13 protein-coding genes are annotated in these 20,054 nt (G+C 73.3%); 3 read left to right on the forward strand and 10 right to left on the reverse strand.

Going from position 1 to position 20,054, the window contains the following annotated elements; translation table 11 throughout:
* Positions 1-47: 47 nt before the first annotated feature.
* A complete protein-coding gene (gene proS / locus H297_RS0100230) occupies positions 48-1,547 on the reverse strand; it encodes a proline--tRNA ligase (protein ID WP_027735399.1) in 1,500 nt (499 codons plus the stop codon).
* Positions 1,548-1,795: 248 nt separating this feature from the next.
* On the opposite strand from proS, the gene H297_RS0100235 reads away from it, so the two are divergent.
* Positions 1,796-2,644: a methyltransferase domain-containing protein gene (locus H297_RS0100235; protein ID WP_027735400.1), complete on the forward strand. Its 849-nt coding sequence runs from the start codon at positions 1,796-1,798 to the stop codon at positions 2,642-2,644.
* Between the two features lie 103 nt (positions 2,645-2,747).
* Here H297_RS0100235 and H297_RS0100240 read toward each other — a convergent pair whose 3' ends face one another.
* The 6 genes from H297_RS0100240 to nsdA form a co-directional block, all read right to left on the reverse strand.
* Positions 2,748-3,266 carry a GNAT family N-acetyltransferase gene (locus tag H297_RS0100240; protein ID WP_486589352.1) on the reverse strand — a complete coding sequence of 173 codons (519 nt, stop codon included), beginning with the start codon at positions 3,264-3,266 and terminating at the stop codon, positions 2,748-2,750.
* A 32-nt stretch (positions 3,267-3,298) separates the two neighbouring features.
* Positions 3,299-4,861, reverse strand: a complete 1,563-nt coding sequence (gene ffh / locus H297_RS0100245) for a signal recognition particle protein (RefSeq protein WP_027735402.1) — start codon at positions 4,859-4,861, stop codon at positions 3,299-3,301.
* Between the two features lie 57 nt (positions 4,862-4,918).
* Positions 4,919-7,654 carry a [protein-PII] uridylyltransferase gene (locus tag H297_RS33685; protein WP_064744766.1) on the reverse strand — a complete coding sequence of 912 codons (2,736 nt, stop codon included), beginning with the start codon at positions 7,652-7,654 and terminating at the stop codon, positions 4,919-4,921.
* A gap of 38 nt (positions 7,655-7,692) precedes the next feature.
* Positions 7,693-8,031 (reverse strand): P-II family nitrogen regulator, encoded by a 339-nt coding sequence (locus H297_RS43920; RefSeq protein WP_027735403.1) that lies wholly within the window; start codon positions 8,029-8,031, stop codon positions 7,693-7,695.
* Complete coding sequence (locus H297_RS0100260; RefSeq protein WP_027735404.1) at positions 8,028-9,314, reverse strand: ammonium transporter; 1,287 nt, start codon at positions 9,312-9,314, stop codon at positions 8,028-8,030. Before H297_RS0100260 ends, H297_RS43920 begins: the two co-directional genes overlap by 4 nt.
* A 225-nt stretch (positions 9,315-9,539) precedes the next feature.
* Entirely contained in the window at positions 9,540-11,117 is a 1,578-nt protein-coding gene (nsdA, locus tag H297_RS0100265) for a transcriptional repressor NsdA (RefSeq protein ID WP_037792432.1), read from the reverse strand.
* A 343-nt stretch (positions 11,118-11,460) separates the two neighbouring features.
* Here nsdA and H297_RS0100270 point away from each other — a divergent pair, with 343 nt between their 5' ends.
* Positions 11,461-12,195, forward strand: coding sequence for a bifunctional DNA primase/polymerase (locus H297_RS0100270; protein WP_027735406.1), 735 nt, complete (start codon positions 11,461-11,463; stop codon positions 12,193-12,195).
* Between the two features lie 57 nt (positions 12,196-12,252).
* Here the strand turns inward: H297_RS0100270 and ftsY are convergent, their stop codons facing one another.
* On the reverse strand, positions 12,253-13,491 hold the full coding sequence (ftsY, locus tag H297_RS0100275) for a signal recognition particle-docking protein FtsY (RefSeq protein WP_027735407.1): 1,239 nt from the start codon (positions 13,489-13,491) through the stop codon (positions 12,253-12,255).
* A gap of 104 nt (positions 13,492-13,595) precedes the next feature.
* On the opposite strand from ftsY, the gene H297_RS0100280 reads away from it, so the two are divergent.
* Positions 13,596-14,612: an LLM class flavin-dependent oxidoreductase gene (locus H297_RS0100280; protein ID WP_027735408.1), complete on the forward strand. Its 1,017-nt coding sequence runs from the start codon at positions 13,596-13,598 to the stop codon at positions 14,610-14,612.
* A 75-nt stretch (positions 14,613-14,687) separates the two neighbouring features.
* Here H297_RS0100280 and H297_RS0100285 read toward each other — a convergent pair whose 3' ends face one another.
* Both H297_RS0100285 and smc read right to left on the reverse strand, forming a co-directional pair.
* Complete coding sequence (locus H297_RS0100285) at positions 14,688-16,124, reverse strand: sugar porter family MFS transporter (protein WP_027735409.1); 1,437 nt, start codon at positions 16,122-16,124, stop codon at positions 14,688-14,690.
* Between the two features lie 217 nt (positions 16,125-16,341).
* On the reverse strand, positions 16,342-19,944 hold the full coding sequence (gene smc, locus H297_RS0100290; RefSeq protein WP_027735410.1) for a chromosome segregation protein SMC: 3,603 nt from the start codon (positions 19,942-19,944) through the stop codon (positions 16,342-16,344).
* Positions 19,945-20,054 lie beyond the last annotated feature (110 nt).

Raw genomic sequence — 20,054 nt, forward strand, 5'->3', positions numbered from 1 at the left:
CCCCAACCCGGGACGTATCACCACTACGTGGCCGTCGGTACACCCCGTCAGTACGCGCGGGCCACCAGCGCGTACGTACCCGGCGCGTCCTCGGTCCGCGGTACGGAACCGTCCTCCGCGACCAGGCAGCGCACCGTCACGGCGTGCTGTGCCAGCTCCGCCTCGCCCCGGGGGCCGAGCGTGGACCACAGGATGCGCGCCCACCCGCCCGCGGTGGCCGCCTGCACGGCCTCCCCGATCGTACGGACGTTTTCTGTGCGTGCTGCGCGGCGTTCCCGCGTCTCGCGCAGCAGCGCCGCCTGGTCCTCTTCCAGGAGACCGGGCAGGGTGGCGGCCAGGGAACGGAGGGCCACCTTCTCCTTCGTCCGCGGCACACGGCGCACCAACGTGGCGCCGGCACCCGAGCCGGAGGCCGCATCGGCCCTCTCGGTGCCGCCCGCGCGGCCCGCGGCTCCTCCGGTGCGGTCCGGGTCGGCAGCGGTGGCCGCCAGGTCGCGGGGGCCGATCTCGATCCGTACGGGGACGCCCTTGAGCTCCCAGTCCACCGCCCGGCGCCCGAAGGGGACGTCGGTGCGGTCGTCGGTGTGCACCCGCAGCCCGGCGGCGCGCAGCTCGTCGGCGAGGGCGTACGCCTGGGCGAGCACGGCCTCGTCGCCCTTGACCGCGACGACCACCACCTGCACGGCCGCCAGCCGTGGCGGCAGGCGCAGCCCTCCGTCGTCGCCGTGCGCCATCACCAGCGCGCCCACCATTCGCGTGGTGCTCCCCCAGGAGGTCTGCCAGGCGTACTCGCGGGTGCCCTCCCGGGTGAGGTAGCGGGTGCCGAAAGCGCGGGAGAAGTTCTGCCCCAGCTCGTGACTGGTGCCCATCTGGAGCGCTTTGCCGTCTCCCGTCATGGCCTCCAGCGTGAGGGTGTTCAGCGCGCCGGAGAAGCGCTCCCGTGCCGTCTTGCGGCCGGGGACGACGTCGACAGCCAGCACTTCGGTCATGAAGTCCTGGTAGACGTCGCGGTGGATGCGGGCGGCGAAGTCGCGTGCCTCCTCGGCGGTGGCGTGGGCCGTGTGGCCCTCCTGCCACAGGAATTCGGAGGTGCGCAGGAACAGCCGGGGCCGCATCTCCCAACGGACCACGTTGGCCCACTGATTGATCAGCAGGGGCAGATCGCGGTAGCTCTGCACCCATTTGGCGAAGTAGTCGTTGACGATGGTCTCGGAGGTGGGCCGCACCACGGCCGGCTCCTCCAGCTGTCTACCGCCGCCGTGGGTGACGACGGCCAGTTCCGGGGAGAAGCCTTCGACGTGTTCGGCCTCCTTCGTCATGTAGGACTGCGGGATCAGGAGGGGGAAGTAGGCGTTCTGGGCACCTGTCTGCTTGATGCGGGCGTCCATTGCGGACTGCATGCGCTCCCAGATGCCGTAGCCGTACGGTCGCATCACCATGGTGCCGCGCACTGGCCCGTTCTCCGCGAGCTCCGCCTTGTTGACCAGTTCCTGATACCAGCGCGGGAAGTCCTCGGACCGAGGCGTGAGGACGGGTGATGTCGCCATGGCGGGCATCGTAGGGCGCGAGGTCGCCGCGTGCCGTGCCGAGGGCGCACACAGGGGGCGGGGAGGCGCACGCAGGGTGTGCGGAAGACAACCGGGCGCACCCCCTGGACGGACGCCGGGATGCGCAGTTCCCTGACACACGGGGTTCCGCTCCCCCGGGCCGCCGCACGCAGGCAGCCCGCGCGCAGGGCACGGCACCACTCGGGGGACCAGACGGCTGCGACGGATCTTCGGATTGAGGCGTTGCGATGACACCCGCGCTCGTACACCACCGGCACCCGACGGACCGGCCCCGCGCCGCACTGCCTGCCGCCGACGGCGCGGCACGGCTGCGGGACTGGGTGGAGCTCCAGGAACGGATGCTGGTACCGCTGCACGAGGCGGTGTACGCACGGATGGAGACCGGGCCGGGCTCGCGCGTACTCGGCCTCGGCTGCGGGACCGGCCTGGCACTGCTGCTCGCCGCGGGTCGCGGCGCGCAGGTGCACGGCATCGACACGGACCCGGCCCGCCTGGCCGTCGCCCGCGAACGGCTCCTCGACCACCCCGTGTCCGACGCCTCCCCTCCGCAGGAGGCCGGGTTCAGCGTGGGCATCACCGGCCGTACGGCGGCCGAGGTGGCCGCCGAACGGCCGCGGCCGACGCTGGTGACGGCGTTTGGGGCGCCCCCCGCAGCGGAGGAGCTGCGCGCCCTGCGCCAGACGCTGGGCCGCGGCGTGGCCGTGGTGCTGACCGGCTGGGGGCCGGCGGAGCGGTGTGCGACCGCACCCGCCCTCCGCGTCGCGTCCCGGCTGGCGGATCCGGTGGGCCTGGGCCCGGCGGGCGGCTGGTGCGGCCGGGACGACCTGGAGGAGCTGGCGGTGCGCTGCGGGCTGCGGCTGGAGGGGTCGGGCCGGGTCGCCTGCCCGTTCGGTTACGCGGACCTGACCGCCGCGGTCCGCGGCCTGCTGTCGACGGGTCTGTACGACGCCGCCGTGCGGGCGACCGATCTGGAGCAGGTCCTCAAGGAGCTGGTGGAGGCCCTGCATCCGCACCTGCGCGCGGACGGCACGGTGTGGATGCCCAACCTCTTCCGGTACGTCGTCGCCCGCACCTAGCACCCCGCGGACGACACGCAGCACCGCCGACGGGCGGACCGCCCTCGCCCCGCACGCCGGGCGCGTTTCGCCGGCGGGCGTACGGGCACGCCTATGCCTCGTATCAGTCGAGGCCCGGCCACTCCTCCGCGGTCAGGGCGAAGCGCTCGTGGTCGCGCCAGGCGTCGTCGAGGAAGAGCATCCGGGGCGAGAACCCCTCGTGCCGGAACCCGAGCCGCTTGGCCATCGCCAGGGAGCGGTCGTTCTCCGGCTGGACGTTGATCTCCAGCCGGTGCAGCCCCAACCCGTCGGGCCCGGCCTGGAAGCAGCGGTCGACGATCAGCCGCAGCCCCTCGGTCATCCGCCCCGTCCCCGCGTAGGGGAGGTAACTGTCGTAGCCGAGGGAGCCGTTCCGGAAGCGGGCCCGCACGATGTTGGCCACGTTCACCCGACCGACCAGCCCCTCGTCCTCCCGGTCGAGGATGAGGAACGTCCGCAGCGCGGGGCCCTGGCGGCGCAGCAGATCGGGGAGGCCGTCGGGCTCGACCGGGTTCCACGGGCGGAGGTGGTCTGCCGAGCGGAGAACGGCCTCGCTGTAGAGCTGCTCGTCCGAGGGCCGGGGAGGGCGGATGTATACGCGCATGGACGACATCATCCGCCTTTGCCGCGGCAGGTTCACTTCGGGGGGAGCATGTCCTTGAACTCCTGCGGGAGTTCGAAGTCGCTCGGGTCCTGGCCCGCGCCGGGGAGGCCGAATGCGCCGCCCTCCTCGCCCTGCGTCCGGCGGGCGGCCGCGGCCTGCTCCTCCTGCTTGCGCTTCATCGGGTTGCCCGACTGGCGCTTGCCCTTGGCCTTCTTCTGCTGCTTGCCCTTCTTCTTGGCACCCCCGCCGCCGGGCATTCCCGGCATCCCGGGCATACCCGGCATGCCACCGCCCTGTGCCATCTTCGACATCATCTTGCGGGCGTCGAAGAAGCGCTCCACCAGATTCTTGACCGCGCTGACGTCCACACCCGAACCGCGCGCGATCCGGGCCCGCCGGGAGCCGTTGATGAGGGTCGGCTCGGCACGCTCGGCGGGCGTCATCGACTTGATGATGGCGGCCGTCCGGTCGACCTCGCGCTCGTCGAGGTTGTTGATCTGGTCCTTCATCTGGCCCATGCCCGGCATCATGCCGAGCAGCTTGGAGATCGAGCCCATCTTGCGGACCTGCTCCATCTGGGCCAGGAAGTCGTCGAGCGTGAACTCCTTGGGCCCCTTCGCCAGCTTGGCGGCCATCTTCTCGGCCTCTTGCTGGCTGAAGGTCTGCTCGGCCTTCTCGATCAGCGTGAGCATGTCGCCCATGCCGAGGATGCGGGACGCCATGCGGTCCGGGTGGAACGCGTCGAAGTCGTCCAGCTTCTCGCCGTTGGAGGCGAACATGATCTGCTTGCCGGTGACCTGGGCCACCGAGAGCGCCGCACCGCCCCGCGCGTCACCGTCGAGCTTGGAGAGCACGACGCCGTCGAAGCCGACGCCCTCCTGGAAGGCCTCCGCCGTGGTGACCGCGTCCTGACCGATCATGGCGTCGACGACGAAGAGGACCTCGTCGGGGCTGACCGCGTCGCGGATGTCGGCGGCCTGCCGCATCAGCTCCTGGTCGATGCCCAGGCGGCCCGCGGTGTCGACGATGACCACGTCGTGCTGCTTGTCCCGCGCGTAGGTGATCGAGTCCTTCGCCACCTCGACCGGGTCGCCGACCCCGTTTCCGGGCTCCGGCGCGAAGACCGCCACCCCGGCGCGCTCCGCGACGACGGAGAGCTGGTTGACGGCGTTCGGGCGCTGGAGGTCCGCGGCGACCAGCACCGGGGTGTGGCCCTGCCGCTGGAGCCAGCGGCCCAGCTTGCCGGCCAGGGTCGTCTTACCGGCGCCCTGGAGGCCGGCCAGCATGATGACGGTCGGCGGATTCTTGGCGAACCGCAGGCGCCGGGTCTCGCCACCGAGGACGCTCACCAGCTCCTCGTTGACGATCTTGATGACCTGCTGGGCGGGGTTGAGCGCCTGGGAGACCTCGGCCCCGGTGGCGCGCTCCTTCACCTGCTTGATGAAGGCGCGGACGACAGGGAGCGCGACGTCCGCCTCGAGCAGGGCGATGCGGATCTCCCGCGCGGTGGCGTCGATGTCCGCCTCGCTGAGGCGCCCCTTGCCCCGGAGGTTCTTGAACGTCGCACTCAGGCGGTCGGAAAGGGTATCGAACACAGCGCTCGTCGGTCCTCGGGTCGGTGGCGGAGTCAGTCACTGGCAAGGGTAGCCGCCTCACCGACGACGCTTCCCCGCCTGTCCGGATTCGGGACCGGACAGCTCCGGGCGCGCGGCCGGACCGCCTGCTGCCAGCTCCGTTTCGACCCGCCGGACCAGGTGCGCCGCGGCCTCCTCGGTGAGGGGCGCCCCGGAGGCGTCCGTCACATAGAAGGCGTCCACGGCGTCGGCGCCCAACGTGCTGACGTGCGCGCTGCGCACCCGGACGCCCGTGCCCTCCAGCGCCCGGGCGATGCGGTGCAGGACCCCGGGGACGTCATGGACCCGTACCTCGACCACCGTGGCGGTACCGGAGACCCCCGGCACGACCCGCGCCCGGGGCGGCGGCGGCTGGACGTCGGCCCCACCGTGCCGGGGACGACGGTACGCGGCCTCTCGTTCGGCCAGCCGGGAGGCGAGGTCGAGCGAGCCGTCGAGCGCGCGTGAGAGATCCGCGCGGAGTCGGTCGGCCCGTGGGAGGGAGCCGTACCGGGCGGCGGCGCGCCAGGTGAGGAGCAGAACCGGCGGCTCCTCGTCTGCGGTGCGGCGGCCGTGCGTCCCGGTGTGCGGCGCCGCCCGGCGCAGGTCCGCCGAGCGGACGGAGAGCTTGTGCAGGGCCAGCACCCCGGCCACCGCGGGGAGGGCACCCGGCCGGTCCGGCAGGGCGATCCGGAGCTCGACACCGAGCGGTTCCCCGGCGTCGCGGCCGGGCTTTTCCGTCCGCTGCCCCTCGCCCGGCGTCGCCGTCAGCACCGGCCCACCCGTCCGCCGGGCCCCCTCCACCAGCCGTGCCGTCTCCGCAGACAGTTCCACCTGCGCCTCCCCCGCCGTCGGCGTACCGCCCCAGCGGGCAGCCGCCGCAGGAGTACCCGTCAGCACGGTGGCCACCCGGGTCACCAGGCCCTGGACCAGCGAGGCGCGCCAGCCGCTCCATGCCGCGGGGCCGGTGGCCAGTGCGTCGGCCTCCGTCAGCGCGTGCAGCAGTTCCAGGGTGTCGGTGCTGGTGACCGCTTCGGCCACGGTCTGCGCCGTCGCCGGGTCGTCGAGATCCCGGCGGGTCGCGGTCTCGGCCAGCAGCAGATGGTGGCGCACCAGGGTGGCGAGGACCTCGGTGTCGGCGTCCGGGAATCCCATGCGGGGCGCGAAGTCGCGCATGATCGTCTCGCCGACGCGGGCGTGGTCGCCGGGCCACCCCTTGCCGATGTCGTGCAGCAGCGCGGCCGTCAGCAGCAGGTCGGGGCGGGAGACCCGGCGGGTGAGGGCGGCGGCCCGGACCGCGGTCTGCACCAGGTGCCGGTCCACGGTCCAGCGGTGTACGGGGTTGCGCTGCGGGCGGTGCCGCACCCGCTCCCAGTCGGGCAGCAGCCGCGTGATCAGCCCGGCCGTGTCCAGGGCTTCCCATACGGGCACGGCCGCCGGGCCCGCCCCGAGGAGCCGCAAAAACTCCTCGCGGGCCCGGCGCGGCCACGGCTGCGGCAGGGCGCACGCGCTACGGGCCAGCTTCCGGACCGTGGGGAGCGCCAGCGGGAGGCCCGCCTGGGCTGCCGCCGCGGCGGCTCGCAGCGGGAGGACGGGGTCCCGGTCGGGGCGGGCGCTGCGGGCCAGTGCGGCCTCACCCGCGTGCTCGACGACCCCCTCGGCCAACGGCGCCCGCTCCCCGGCCCGCGGGCGGGTGCCCCGCCGGGCGGCGGCGGGGGGCCGCAGCAGTCGCTCCACCTCCCGCCAGGTCACCTCGTGCGCGTACGAGACGACGCCGGCGGCCTCGTAGACCCGGCGCAGCAGGGCGTCGGCGTCCGACAGCCCGAGGGCGGCCGCGACCTGGTCCTGGTCTTCCAGGGCGAGGCGGTCGGTGGCACGGCCGGTGGTCAGATGCAGCGCGTCCCGGACGTCGAGGAGGGTGGCCCGCGCCTGCCCCAGCCCTTCGCGGGGCGCGTCCGCGAGCCAGGAGGCCGCGACGGCGCGCAGTGCGGTCAGGTCGCGCAGTCCGCCGCTCGCCTCCTTCAGGTCGGGCTCCAGCAGGAACCGCAACTCGCCGTGCCGCCGGGCCCGTTCGAGGGTGAGCCAGCGCAGTTCGGGCAGCCGGGTGCGGGCGTGCTGCCGCCACTGGGCGAGCCCGGCGGCGCGCAGCGCGGTGCTGAGCGCCGGGTCCCCGGCCACGTGGCGGGCCTCCAGGAGCCCGAGCTGGACCTTCAGGTCGTCCCGAGCGGCGCCCCGGGTCCCGGCCGGGGTGCGGACGGCGTGGTCGAGGGCGAGGCCGAGGTCCCAGACGGGGTACCAGAGCCGCTCGGCGAGCGCCGTCACCGCACCGGTGTCGGCGCTCTGGTCGTGCAGCAGGAGCAGGTCGAGGTCGCTGCGCGGGGAGAGTTCGCCGAACCCGTACCCGCCGACCGCCACGAGCGCGGTGCCGGTGGGCGGCGCGGCGGCGGCGAACAGTCCGGCAAGCCACCGGTCGGTCAGCTCGGCGAGCGCCCGCCGCCGCGTGGTACCGCCGGGTCCCCCGTCCTGAAGCAGCCGCCTGCGGGCTGCCGCGTACCCCTCGCCCGGCGCCGGGCGCCAGCCGCCTCCCGCTTCTCCGGCCGCGCCGGGCTGTGCCCCGCCGGCCGGGCCGGGCGGCGCCTCCGCCGCGTCGACGAAGCCGTTCTCGCGGCGCGGGACGGCAGTCTCGTCACCGTCCTCGCGGGCAGGGGCGCCCGCCCGGATCCGGGCGGACCGGCCCTCACGCGCACCAACCGCCGAGCCGTCCTCCCTGCCCACCGCAGGGCCGTACCCCCTCCCGCCCCGTCCTCCGGTCGTCACAGGGCGTCCGGTCCGCGTTCGCCTGTCCGGACGCGGACGGCGGTCTCCACGGGGAGCACCCACACCTTGCCGTCGCCGATCTTTCCGGTGCGGGCGGCCTGCACCACGATCTCGGTGAGCTGCTCGGCGTCCTCGTCCTCGACCAGGACCTCGATCCGCACCTTGGGGACGAGGTCGACGGTGTACTCGGCGCCCCGGTAGACCTCGGTGTGGCCGCGCTGACGGCCGTACCCGCTGGCCTCGGTCACGGTGAGGCCGTCGACGCCGAAGGCCCGCAGCGCCTCCTTGACCTCGTCGAGCCGGTGCGGCTTGAGCACGGCGGTGAGGAGTTTCATGCGTCCACCTTGGTCTCGTGGTCGGGGTGCGGGGCGGTGGACCGTGACGGCGCGGCGGAGGTGCCGCGGGTGCGGGCCACGGAGCCGCTGACGGCACCGAGGTCGTAGGCGGTCTCGGCGTGGAATGCCTGGTCGAGGCCGGTCGTCTCGTCGTCCGGGGCGGCACGGAAGCCGACGGTGGCCTGGACCAGCTTGGCCAGCAGCCAGGAGACGGTGAAGGAGAAGGCGATCACGGAGAACGCCCCGAGCGCCTGCTTGCCGAACTGTGCGAGCCCGCCGGCCCCGTCCACGGCCAGGAACCCGACCAGCAGCGTGCCGACGAGACCGCCGACGAGGTGGACGCCGACCACGTCGAGCGAGTCGTCGTAGCCGAGCCGGAACTTCCAGCCGACCGCCCAGGAGCAGACGGCGCCCGCCACCACGCCGATGGCCAGGGCGCCCAGGGCGGAGACCGAGGCACCGGCCGGGGTGATGGCCACCAGTCCGGCGACCGCGCCGGAGGCGGCGCCCAGTGTGGTGAAGGCACCGTGCCGCAGCCGCTCGTAGGCGAGCCAGCCGGCGACGGCGGCGCCTGTGGCCACCTGGGTGTTGAGCGCCATGGTGGCGGCGGTGCCGTCGGCGGCGAGCGCGGAGCCCGCGTTGAAGCCGAACCAGCCGAACCACAGCAGGGCGGCACCGAGGACGACGAGCGGCAGGTTGTGCGGGCGCATCGGGTCCTTGCGGAAGCCGAGACGCTTGCCGACCACGAGGACGGCGGCGAGCGCGCCGATGCCGGAGTTGATGTGGACGGCGGTGCCGCCCGCGAAGTCGATGACCCCCAGGTCGTGCAGCCAGCCGCCGTCGGCCCACACCCAGTGGGCGACGGGGAAGTAGACGAGGCTGACCCACAGGGTGAGGAAGACGGCCCACGCGCTGAATCTGACCCGGTCGGCGAGGGCTCCGCTCATCAGGGCCGGGGTGAGGATCGCGAACATCATCTGGAAGAGGACGAACGCCAGGACGGGGATGCCGCCCTGCTCGGTGAGGGAGTCGGGCGAGATGCCCTTGAGCCCGACGGCGTCGAGGTTGCCGATCACTCCGGCGGTGTCGGGGCCGAAGGTCAGCGAGTAGCCGTAGAGCACCCACAGGACGCTGACGACCGCCAGCGAGACGAACGACATCATCAGCATGTTGAGGGCGCTCTTCACCCGCACCATGCCTCCGTAGAAGAAGGCCAGGCCGGGCGTCATCAGCAGCACGAAGAATGCGCTGACCAGGACGAAAGCGGTATCCGCGCCGTTCACAGCAGGCGTCTCCTCGGGTCGCGGCCCGGCGGGCCGGATCGGCGGGCTGGCATGTCTGCCAGGTTTCCGACGTCCGGTTTCCGTCGTCGCCGCGCGGTGTTTCACCCTGGTGAAAACCGCCGTGCCGGTGTTACGAAGAGGTGACGGGCGCCGCTCCGGGCCGGTCGGCCGCCACGGTGCCCCCGGTGCCCGGCCCGTCGGCCGGGCGCCCCGCCGCCCGGCCCCTCAGCCGACTGCCGCTTCGCTCTCGGCCAGTTCGACGCGCAACCGCTCGCTGAGGTGGACGACGTCCGCGACCTGGCCGAACTCCCGTACTGCCCCCGCGGTGGTGCGGCGCAGCCGGGTGTTGACCCGCTCGGAGCACAGTTGCTTGGCGAGTCCGAGAGCCTCGCCGGCACGGGCGGCGCAGCCCTCCGGCTCGTGCTGGAGCAGGTGCACGCTGGCCATCCCGATCAGGTTGAGGGCGTAGGAGCGCTGGTGGCCGCCGCCCTCCGCCTCCCGGGCCTCGCGGGCGAAGAGGTCGACGGCCCGTTCCATGGCGGGCCGGGCCAGGGAGGCGTAGGTGGGGCTGCGGCCGGAGGAGTAGGCGAGGTCACGGTAGGAGTGGGCGTTCTCGGCGCACAGTTCCGCCTCGGAGAAGAAGCGGATCCAGTCGGGGTCGGCGTCTGCGTGGTCGATGTCGGAGAAGGTCTCCTCGGCCATCCGCACCGCGCGCTTGCACTTGCCGGGCTGGCCCATGTTGGCGTAGGCGCGGGCCTCCATGGCGTGGAGCATGGCCTGGGTGCGGGGGGTGGAGCCCTCCCGGCTGCCGTACTGGGCGAGGTGGGTCAGCTCCAGGGCGTCCTCGGGGCGGCCGAGGTGGATCATCTGGCGGGCCATCTTGCTGAGCACGAACGAGCCGAGCGGCCGGTCCTGGGCCTCCTTCGCGGCGTGCAGGGCCAGCACGAAGTACTTCTGAGCGGTGGGTTGCAGGCCGATGTCGTAGCTCATCCAGCCGGCCAGTTCGGACAGTTCGGCGGTGACGCGGAAGAGCCGGTGCCGCACCGGTGCGGGGTGGCGTTCCTGGAGGAGGTCGGTCACCTCGTGGAGCTGCCCGACGACGGCCTTGCGGCGCAGCCCTCCCCCGCACTGCGCGTCCCAGGCGCGGAACATCTGGGTGGTCTGCTCCAGCAGCTCCAGTTCGGGACCGGAGAGCTGCTGCGCGCGCCGCATCCCGCCCGAGGGCCGGCACGCCGGCGCACGGGGGGCGGGGACGGCAGGCCCCTGTCCCGCTTCGTCCACGGCGCCCGCCCAGGGGCTGTCCGCGGGGTGCGCCGGGGCGTCCGGCTGGGGGCCGGGCACCAGCCAGCGCTGCATGGGTTCGATCAGGGCGGGCCCCGCGGAGACGGAGAGGGAGGCGCCCAGGAAGCCGCGGCGGGCCAGCATCAGATCACTGCGGGTGAAGTCGCTGATCATCGCCACGGTGCGGGGCCCGGCCCAGGGCAGGTCGACTCCGGAGGCGGCGGGCGAGCGCCGGGCGGGGCGCAGACCGAGGTCCTCGACGGCGACGACGCAGCCGAAGCGTTCGGAGAACAGCTCCGAGAGGATGCGGGGGATGGGTTCGCGGGGCTGTTCACCGTCGAGCCAGCGGCGTACCCGCGAGGTGTCGGTACTGATGTGGTGTGCGCCCAACTGGCGCGCCCGGCGGTTGACCTGGCGCGCCAGTTCACCCTTGGACCAGCCACTGCGCACGAACCACGAACCCAGGCGCTCGTTCGGGTTCTTGCTGCTCTGGCCTCGCTCAGCCACTGGTAACGCCCCCATCCCGCCGCGGCGACGTGCGCCGGGCCGGGTCCTGACCGCGCTCCCCCGCGCGCCCGGCCGCCCTCGGCCCCGCCATGCCTCCGGCATGGTCCACTGCCGCGCTCTGTCCACTGTGTGTACCGAAAGTAATCCTACGATCACGAGCCAGGCGAGCGTAATTGCAGAATCGCCACCATTCGCCACCCCTTCGAATGAACCCTTCGGCGCCAGTAAGCGCTTGACTTGACACCGGGCATCACCCCTTAGGGAGAACGCCCCTTCCCCGCCGTGCCCCCAGCAGACCGGTCGTCACTGTGTGCAACAACGTCGTAACCATCAGCATTCGGGACCCGTTGGAGTGAGCATGGGCTTCACGATCGGCGCCATCGGCGGTCTCAGCGGCATCCGCGAGATCCGCGAACTGCGGCCAGGTTCACGCAGGCGCAGCCGCGCCCAGGTGTGCACCACCGTGGCGGAGTACACGAGCCTGTGGGGCTGGGACGTCGTCCCCGGCGCGCGGGCCACCCGGGCCGGCGGGCGCGCCACCTGTTCCTGCGGCGCCGGAGCCTGCCCCGCCCCCGGCGACCATCCCCTCGACGCCACCCTCGAAGTGCCTGCGGGCGCGACCCTGGACGAGGCCAGCCGCGCGTGGGCGCAGGTGCCCGGCGCGGCGATGCTGCTGCCGACCGGGCGCGCCTTCGACGCGCTGGAGGTGGACCGGGCCGCGGCCGAGCGCGCGCTGGTGCGGCTGGAGCGGATGGGAGTGCCGCTGGGCCCGGTGGCGGCGACGCCGCACGGCCGTACGTGGTTCCTGGTCGCCCCGGGCGCGGCGGCCGAGCTGCCGGAGCTGCTCTACCGGATGGGCTGGGACGACGCCGACCTGGACCTGCGGGGCCGGGGCGAGGGGGAGCACATCACGGCGCCGCCCTCGGACCTGGCCGGCCTCGGGCCGGTCCGCTGGCTGCGTCCGCCCACCCTGGAGGCGGCCGGGCGCCCGCCGCAGGCACGGCTGCTGCTGGGCACGCTGGCCTACGTCTGCCACCGCTCGCGTGTGGTGCGCCCACGCGTGGCGGGCGGCGGGACCGCTGCCGCGCGTTGACCCGGTGACCGGGTCAGGCGGGTGCGGGGGCCCGGCCCCCGCACCCGCGGTTCCGGCTCATTCGCCGTCCGGGCCCACCAGGGCGTCGACGAACGCCTCCGGCTCGAACGGCGCCAGGTCGTCGGCGCCCTCGCCCAGTCCCACCAGCTTCACGGGCACGCCCAGCTCGCGCTGTACGGCGACGACGATGCCGCCCTTGGCGGTGCCGTCCAGCTTGGTGAGGACGATGCCGGTGATGTCCACGACCTCGGCGAAGACCCGGGCCTGCACCAGCCCGTTCTGGCCCGTCGTGGCGTCCAGCACCAGCAGCACCTCGTCCACCGGGCCCTGCTTCTCCACGACGCGCTTGACCTTGCCGAGCTCGTCCATCAGCCCGGTCTTGGTGTGCAGTCGTCCGGCGGTGTCGATCAGCACCACGTCGGCGCTCGCCTCGGTGCCCTGCTTGACGGCGTCGAAGGCAACAGAGGCCGGATCGCCGCCCTCGGGGCCGCGGACGGTACGGGCGCCCACGCGGGTGCCCCAGGTCTCCAACTGGTCGGCGGCCGCCGCACGGAAGGTGTCGGCCGCGCCCAGCACCACGGACTGGCCGTCCGCGACCAGCACCCGGGCCAGCTTGCCCGTGGTGGTGGTCTTGCCGGTGCCGTTGACGCCGACGACGAGGACGACACCGGGGCGGTCCTGGGCGCCCTGCGTCTCGGTGTGCACGGTGCGGTCCAGATCGGCGCCGACGAGGGTGAGCAGCTCCTCGCGCAGCAGGGTGCGCAGCTCCTCCGGCGTGCGGGTGCCCAGCACCTTCACGCGCTCCCGCAGCCGCTCGACCAGCTCCTGGGTGGGGCCGACACCGACGTCCGCGGTCAGCAGGGTGTCCTCGACCTCCTCCCAGGTCTCCTCGTCCAGGTGCTCCCTGGACAGCAGGCTCAGCAGCCCCTTGCCGAGGGAGTTCTGGGAGCGGGACAGCCGCGCGCGCAGCCGCACCAGGCGGCCCGCGGCCGGCGCGGGGGTCTCCACCTCGGGCGGTGCCTCGGCGGCCTCGGGGGTGGCCGGGGCCTCCCTTTCGGCCTCCTCCGCCTCGGGGAGGCCGACCTCCTCGATGGTGCGGCGGTCACCTTCAGGTGGGGCCTCGGCCTCCTCACCGACCGACGGCTCCGCGGTCCGCGGGGGCGCCTCGACGGTGCTCTCGGGGGTTCGGGGCTCCGCGGTGCCGGCCTTCTTCCTGCGACGGCCGGTCACCACGAGCCCGCTGATCGCGACGAGCGCGACGACAGCGATGACTACGACAAGGATGACGATTTCCATAGCGGCTCCAGTATCCGCCACCGTCGATGCTTCACCGCCATTCCCTCTTCGCGCGCGCTGAGCTACGGTCCGTGACCCGCCGCGCCACCTGCCGGGAGGCCCCCGTGACCGTGACGACCGTCCTCCGCTTCAACCTGGTCCAGCCCGCACCACGTTCGCCGGCGCCCTCGGCCGAACCGCTGGGCGACCGCTACCGCGCCGCCCTGGAGATGGCCGCGTACGCCGACGAGCAGGGTGTGACGTCTCTCATCGTCGAGGAGCACCACGGCTCACCCGACGGGTGGCTGCCCGCACCGCTCGCTCTCGCGGGCGCGCTCCTGGGCCGCACCCGACGCACGCTGGTGACCGCCTGCGCGGTCCTGGCACCGCTGTACGACCCGCTGCGGCTGGCCGAGGACATCGCAGTGCTCGATCTGGTGAGCGGCGGCCGGCTGGTCACCGTCGCGGGCCTCGGCTACCGGAGCGCGGAGTACGAGGCGTTCGGCCTGGACTTCTCCCGGCGCGGCGCGCTGCAGGACGAGGCGCTGGAGACGCTGCTGGCCGCATGGACAGGTGAGCCGTTCACCTACCGCGGCCGCACCGTGCAGGTCACCCCGCGGCCGGGCAGCCGTCCGCACCCGCCCCTGTTCGTCGGCGGCAGCTCGCGGCCCGCCGCACGCCGCGCCGCCCGGCTCGGGCTGCCGATGTTCCTGCCCGCCCACCTGCCCGAGCTGGCGCGCTACTACGAACAGCGGTGCGCCGAGACGGGCGGGGACCCGCTGTGCCTGATGCCGCCGCCCGAGCTGCCGGTCGTCCACCTCACCGACGACCCGGACCGTGCCTGGGCCGAGCTGGGCGGGCACTTCCTGCACGAGGCACGGCAGTACGCCGCCTGGCAGACAGCGGATGTGCACTCGCTGATGACGGCGCGTTCGGCCACCGCGGAGGACCTGCGCGCGGAGGGCCTCTACCGGTTCCTCACGCCCGAGGAGTGCCTGGCGACGGTGGCCCGGCAGCCGGCCGGGGCACGCCAGTTGCTGCTGCACCCGCTGTGCGGCGGGATGCCCGTGGAGGAGGGGTGGCGCTCACTGCGGCTGCTGGCCGAGAAGGTGCTCCCGTACCTGGCGGAGCCGGCCGACTGAGGCCGGACAGTCCGCTGCCCCGGCACCTGGCGAGGGGGCCGGGGCAGCGGTGTGCGAGGAGCGGGCGGCGGGGGCTCAGCCCATCTCCTCCAACGCCTTGCCCTTCGTCTCCGGCACCCACTTGAGGATGAAGGGGATCGAGAGCAGGGCGAAGACGGTGTACGCGATGTACGTCGTCGACAGGTTCCACTCCGACAGGCTCGGGAAGCTGGCGGTGATCGCCCAGTTGGCGACCCACTGTGCGGAGGCGGCGACGCCGAGCGCGGCGGCGCGGATCCTGTTGGGGAAGATCTCGCCGAGCAGCACCCAGACGACCACGCCCCACGAGAGGGCGAAGAACAGCGTGAAGGTGTGCGCGCCGACGAGGGCGACCACACCCTGGGTGTCCGGCAGCGAGACGTTGTCGCCGGAGCCCGTCTTGGACGAGAACGCCCAGGCGACCGCCGCCAGCGAGACCGTCATGCCGACCGAGCCGATCAGCGCCAGCGGCTTCCGGCCGATCCGGTCGACGAAGAGCATCGCGACGACCGTGCCGACGATGTTCACGATCGAGGTCGTGAAGGAGTAGAGGAACGAGCTGCTGGGGTCGATGCCCACCGACTGCCACAGCGTCGAGGAGTAGTAGAAGACGACGTTGATGCCGACGAGCTGCTGGAAGACCGACAGCCCGATACCGACCCAGACGACGGGCAGCAGCCCGAAGCGCCCGCCCAGCAGATCGCGGAACGTGGACCTGTGCTCGCTGCGCATCGCCGTCTCGATCTCCTCGATGCGGCTGTCGAGGTCGGTGCGCTCGCCCTCGACACCGGCCAGCACCCGGCGGGCCTCCGCTGCGCGTCCGGCAGAGATCAGGAAGCGCGGCGACTCGGGGATACGGAAGGAGAGCAGGAGATAGGCGAGCGCCGGCAGCACCATGATGCCGAGCATCCACTGCCAGGCCTCCAGTCCCGCGAGGGAGCCGCGCTGCTCACCGCCCGCGAGGGCGAGGATGCCCCAGTTGACAAGCTGCGAGACGGCGATGCCCAGCACGATGGCGCCCTGCTGGAAGGAGGCGAGCCGGCCCCGGTAGGCGGGAGGTGAGACCTCGGCGATGTAGGCCGGGCCGATGACGGAGGCCATGCCGATGGCGATACCGCCCAGCACGCGCCACAGGGCCAGGTCCCACAGGGCGAAGGGGAGCGCCGAGCCGACGGCGCTGACGACGAACAGCACGGCGGCCAGCCGCATGACGGGTATGCGGCCGATGCGGTCGGCTATGCGTCCGGCTGTCGCGGCACCGACGGCGCTGCCGATCAGGGCGGCAGCGATGACCTGCGCCAGCAGGGCGGAGCCGACGTCGAAGCGGCCGCGGACCGCCTCCACCGCTCCGTTGATGACTGAGCTGTCGTAGCCGAAGAGGAAGCCACCCATGGCGGCTGCGGCGGTGATGAAGACGACACGGCCGAGGGGGGCGGCGGTGTGTGCTCCAGGGCCGGGTCGCGTCTGCGACGCTGCCTGCGCTGTGCTGGTCACGTTGTTCTCCTGAGATACCCCGGCGACGGTGCCGGGCGGTGACGCCACCCTCAAAAGGTCGAAGGCAGCTCAGCGGAACGCACGACTGCCTCCCGGTTCGCGGGGGCACCTCAGACTGTAAGTCTTCAATTCATGAAGTCAATAGGTCGGGCACCGCCAGGCTGCTCACACGTTCACGGAGAATGCGTTCAGCTTCTGAAAGAAGAGCGGCGCCGGTTCAGCTGAGACGCTGGCTGATGACCTTGGAGACACCGTCGCCCTGCATGGAGACGCCGTAGAGCGCGTCGGCGACCTCCATCGTGCGCTTCTGATGGGTGATCACGATGAGCTGGGAGCTGTCCTTGAGCTCCTCCATGATCCGGATGAGCCGCTGCAGGTTGGTGTCGTCCAGCGCGGCCTCGACCTCGTCCATCACATAGAACGGGCTGGGCCGCGCCTTGAAGATCGACACCAGCAGCGCGACGGCTGTCAGCGACCGTTCGCCGCCCGACAGCAGCGAGAGCCGCTTGACCTTCTTGCCCGGCGGACGGGCCTCCACGTCCACACCGGTGGTCAGCATGTCGTCGGGGTCGGTGAGCACCAGCCGCCCCTCTCCCCCGGGGAAGAGCCGTGAGAAGACGCCCTCGAACTCCCGCGCGGTGTCGTGGTACGCCTCCGTGAACACCTGCTCGACGCGCTCGTCCACCTCCTTGACCACCTGCAGCAGGTCGGCGCGCGTCTTCTTCAGGTCCTCCAACTGCTCGCTGAGGAACTGGTGCCGCTCCTCCAGCGCCGCGAACTCCTCCAGCGCCAGCGGGTTGATCTTGCCGAGCTTCTGGAAGGCCCGCTCGGCCGCCTTCAGCCGCTTCTCCTGCTCCGCGCGCACGAACGGCACCGGCTCACCGCCACGCCCGTCCGCTTCCGCGGCCGTCCCGGCAGCCCCGCCCTCGGCGCCGTCCCCCGTCCCCGGCGTCTCCTCGCCCCCGGCGGGCAGGGCGGGCGGCACCAACTGGTCCGGGCCGTAGTCCCGCACCAGCCCCTCCGGCTCGACCCCCAGCTCCTCCAGGGCCTTCTTCTCCAACTGCTCGATCCGCATGCGCTTCTCGGCACCGAGGACCTCGCCCTTGTGCACCGAGTCGGTCAGCTTGTCGAGCTCGTCCTTCAGCTCCCGGCCCTGGCCGCGCTCCTGGGCCAGCGCCTGCTCGCGTTCGGCCTTGGCCCGCTCGACGGCCTCCCGCTCCTCGCGGGCCCGCTCCAGCGAGGCCTCGACGTGGGCGAGGAGCTGCCGGGCGCCGTCGGCGACGGCCCCGGCGACCTCCGCCTCGTGGCGCCGCTGCGCCCGGCGCTCCTCCGCGCGCGCCCGGGCCTCACGTTCGGCGCGGGCTCCGCGGTCCAGGGAGTCAGCGCGCCCGGCGAGGCCCTTCACCCGCTCCTCGTGGGTACGGACCTGAAGACGCGCCTCCATCTCCGTCTGCCGGGCATTGGCCCCGTCGGCCGCCAGTCGGTCGCGGACGGAGGTGTCCGGATCCGCGGAGGCCTCCGCCTCGTGCGCCTCCTCGGCGACGGCGAGCCGTTCGGCCAGCTCCTCGGCCTCCTGCCGGGCCCGGGTCAGGGCCTCCTCGGCCTTGGCGACCGCCGCCTCGGCACGGTCGGCCTCGCCCCGGGCCGCACGGGCCTGTCCGGAGAGAGTGCCCACCCGGCCCGCGACGCGGGACTTCTCGCGCTCCGCGGAGCTGCGCTGCGCGGCGAGGTCGTCGAGAGCGGCCGCAGCCGCCGCGCGGACCTCCCTCGCCTCGGCCTGCTCGTCCTTGAGGCGTGCGCAGCGGCTCTCCAGCCCGGTCAGCTCGGCCGCCGCCTCGTCCACCGCCGCCTGCGCCTCCAGCAGGGAGGGGGCGCCCTCCGAACCGCCGCCGGCGCGGTGGGCGGAGAGCAGATCACCCTCGGCGGTGACCGCGGTCAGCTCCGGGTACGCCCGTACCAAATCCTCCGCGGTCTGCAACGTGTCCACCACGACAGTGCGGGCCAGCAGCTCGTCCACGGTGGGCCGCAGCTTGTCCGGAGCGGTCACCAGCGCCGCCGCGGCGGTGCCCAGCGGAGGCGCGGACGGCCGCCCGCCCTCGCCCTCGGACTGCACCAGCAGCGTCGCCCGGCCGCCGTCCTCCTTGCGCAGCAGACGCAGCGCTTCGGCGGCCGTGGACACGTCGGCCACCACCACCGCGTCGGCAGCAGCGCCCAGGGCCGCCGCTATCGGCAGCTCGTATCCGGAGGTGACGCTCAGCAGTTCGGCCGCAGGACCGAGCAGCCCGGCCAGCCGCTCCCTGGCGGCCAGCAGCGCGGCCGTACCGTCCTTGCGGCGCAGGTTGAGGGCGAGGGCGTCGTGCCGCGCCGAGACGGCGGCGCGTTCCCGCTCCGCCTCGGTGAGAGCGTCACGGGCCGCCGTGAAGGCGGCCTCCGCGTCGGCCGCTTCGCGCTTGGCGGCCTCGTGGCGGGCCGCGAGTTCCTCGTCGCCCTCGTCGAGGCCCTCGACCTCGCCGCGCAGGGCCTCGTACTCCTCCTCGGCCGCCCTTGCGCGCCGCAGAGCGTCGTCCCGGGCGGCGACGAGGCGGTCGATCTCCGCCTGCGCGGAGGCGACCCGGCTGCGGGCCGTGCCGGACTTGCCACGCAGCCGTTCGAGCCCCTCGCGGCGGTCGGCCAGGGCCCGGGCCTCGTCGCGCAGCCGACGCTCCTCCTCTCCCAACCGCCGCTCCAGCTCCGAACGGTGGGCGACCGTCTCCTCCAGCGCGACCGTGGCGGCCTCCAACGCCGCCTCCAGCTCCCCCTCCTGCTCACGCACCCGGGCGGCCTCGCGCTCCATCTCCTCCGGATCACGCCCCCGGCGCTCCTCGGGCTGCGGGGCGGCGGCGTGCTGGGCCCGCTGGTCGGCCAGGCCGATCGTGCCGCGCACCCGCTCCGCCAACTGGGAGAGCTCGTACCAGGTCTGCTGGGCACGGTCCAGGCGCGGAGCGAGAGTGCGCACCTGCTGCTCCAGGTCCGCTTCGCGGCGCAGAGCCTCCTTCAGCGCGGCCTCGGTGGTCTGCTTGCGCTGCTTGAGCTCCGCCTCGTCCGCGACCTCCGTACGCAGCGCCTCCCGCAGCGAGACCAGGTCGTCGGCCAGCAGCCGCAGCCTGGCGTCGCGCAGTTCGGCCTGGATGACCTGCGCCTTGCGCGCGGCTGCCGCCTGACGGCCGAGCGGCTTGAGCTGACGGCGCAACTCGTCGGTGAGGTCCTGGACACGGGCCAGGTTGGCCTGCATGGCGTCCAGCTTCCGCAGCGCCTTCTCCTTGCGCTTGCGGTGCTTGAGAACCCCGGCCGCCTCCTCGATGAAGGCGCGGCGGCCCGCCGGATCCGCGTGCAGCACCCCGTCGAGCTGCCCCTGGCCGACGATGACGTGCATCTCGCGGCCGATACCCGAGTCGGACAGCAACTCCTGGATGTCGAGCAGCCGGCAGGTGTCACCGTTGATCTGGTACTCGCTGCCGCCGTTGCGGAACATGATCCGCGTGATGGTGACTTCGGAGTACTCGATGGGGAGTGCGCCGTCGGCGTTGTCGATGGTCAACGACACCTCGGCGCGGCCCAGCGGGGGGCGGCCCGTGGTCCCGGCGAAGATGACGTCCTCCATCTTGCCGCCGCGCAGCGATTTGGCGCCCTGCTCGCCCATCACCCACGAGAGGGCGTCGACCACGTTCGACTTGCCGGAGCCGTTGGGGCCGACGACGCAGGTGATGCCGGGCTCGAGGCGCAGCGTCGTGGCGGAGGCGAAGGACTTGAACCCTCGCAGTGTCAGGCTCTTGAGGTGCACGCGTCCGGACCTTACCGAGGTTGGCCCGGCGATGTCGCGCGGACCGCACCGTTGCCCACGCCGGATTCCCCGGCGGGTTTCACCGGTCAGGCACCAGGGCACACCAGACG

The organism is Streptomyces sp. CNT360 (assembly GCF_000424785.1).

Coding starts and splice junctions, on each gene's coding strand:
- H297_RS0100240 (WP_486589352.1), bottom strand. CDS start 3,266: ATGCGCGTATACATCCGCCCTCCCCGGCCCTCGGACGAGCAGCTCTAC.
- nsdA (WP_037792432.1), bottom strand. CDS start 11,117: ATGGGGGCGTTACCAGTGGCTGAGCGAGGCCAGAGCAGCAAGAACCCG.
- ftsY (WP_027735407.1), bottom strand. CDS start 13,491: ATGGAAATCGTCATCCTTGTCGTAGTCATCGCTGTCGTCGCGCTCGTC.
- proS (WP_027735399.1), bottom strand. CDS start 1,547: ATGGCGACATCACCCGTCCTCACGCCTCGGTCCGAGGACTTCCCGCGC.
- H297_RS0100235 (WP_027735400.1), top strand. CDS start 1,796: ATGACACCCGCGCTCGTACACCACCGGCACCCGACGGACCGGCCCCGC.
- H297_RS0100270 (WP_027735406.1), top strand. CDS start 11,461: ATGGGCTTCACGATCGGCGCCATCGGCGGTCTCAGCGGCATCCGCGAG.
- H297_RS43920 (WP_027735403.1), bottom strand. CDS start 8,031: ATGAAACTCCTCACCGCCGTGCTCAAGCCGCACCGGCTCGACGAGGTC.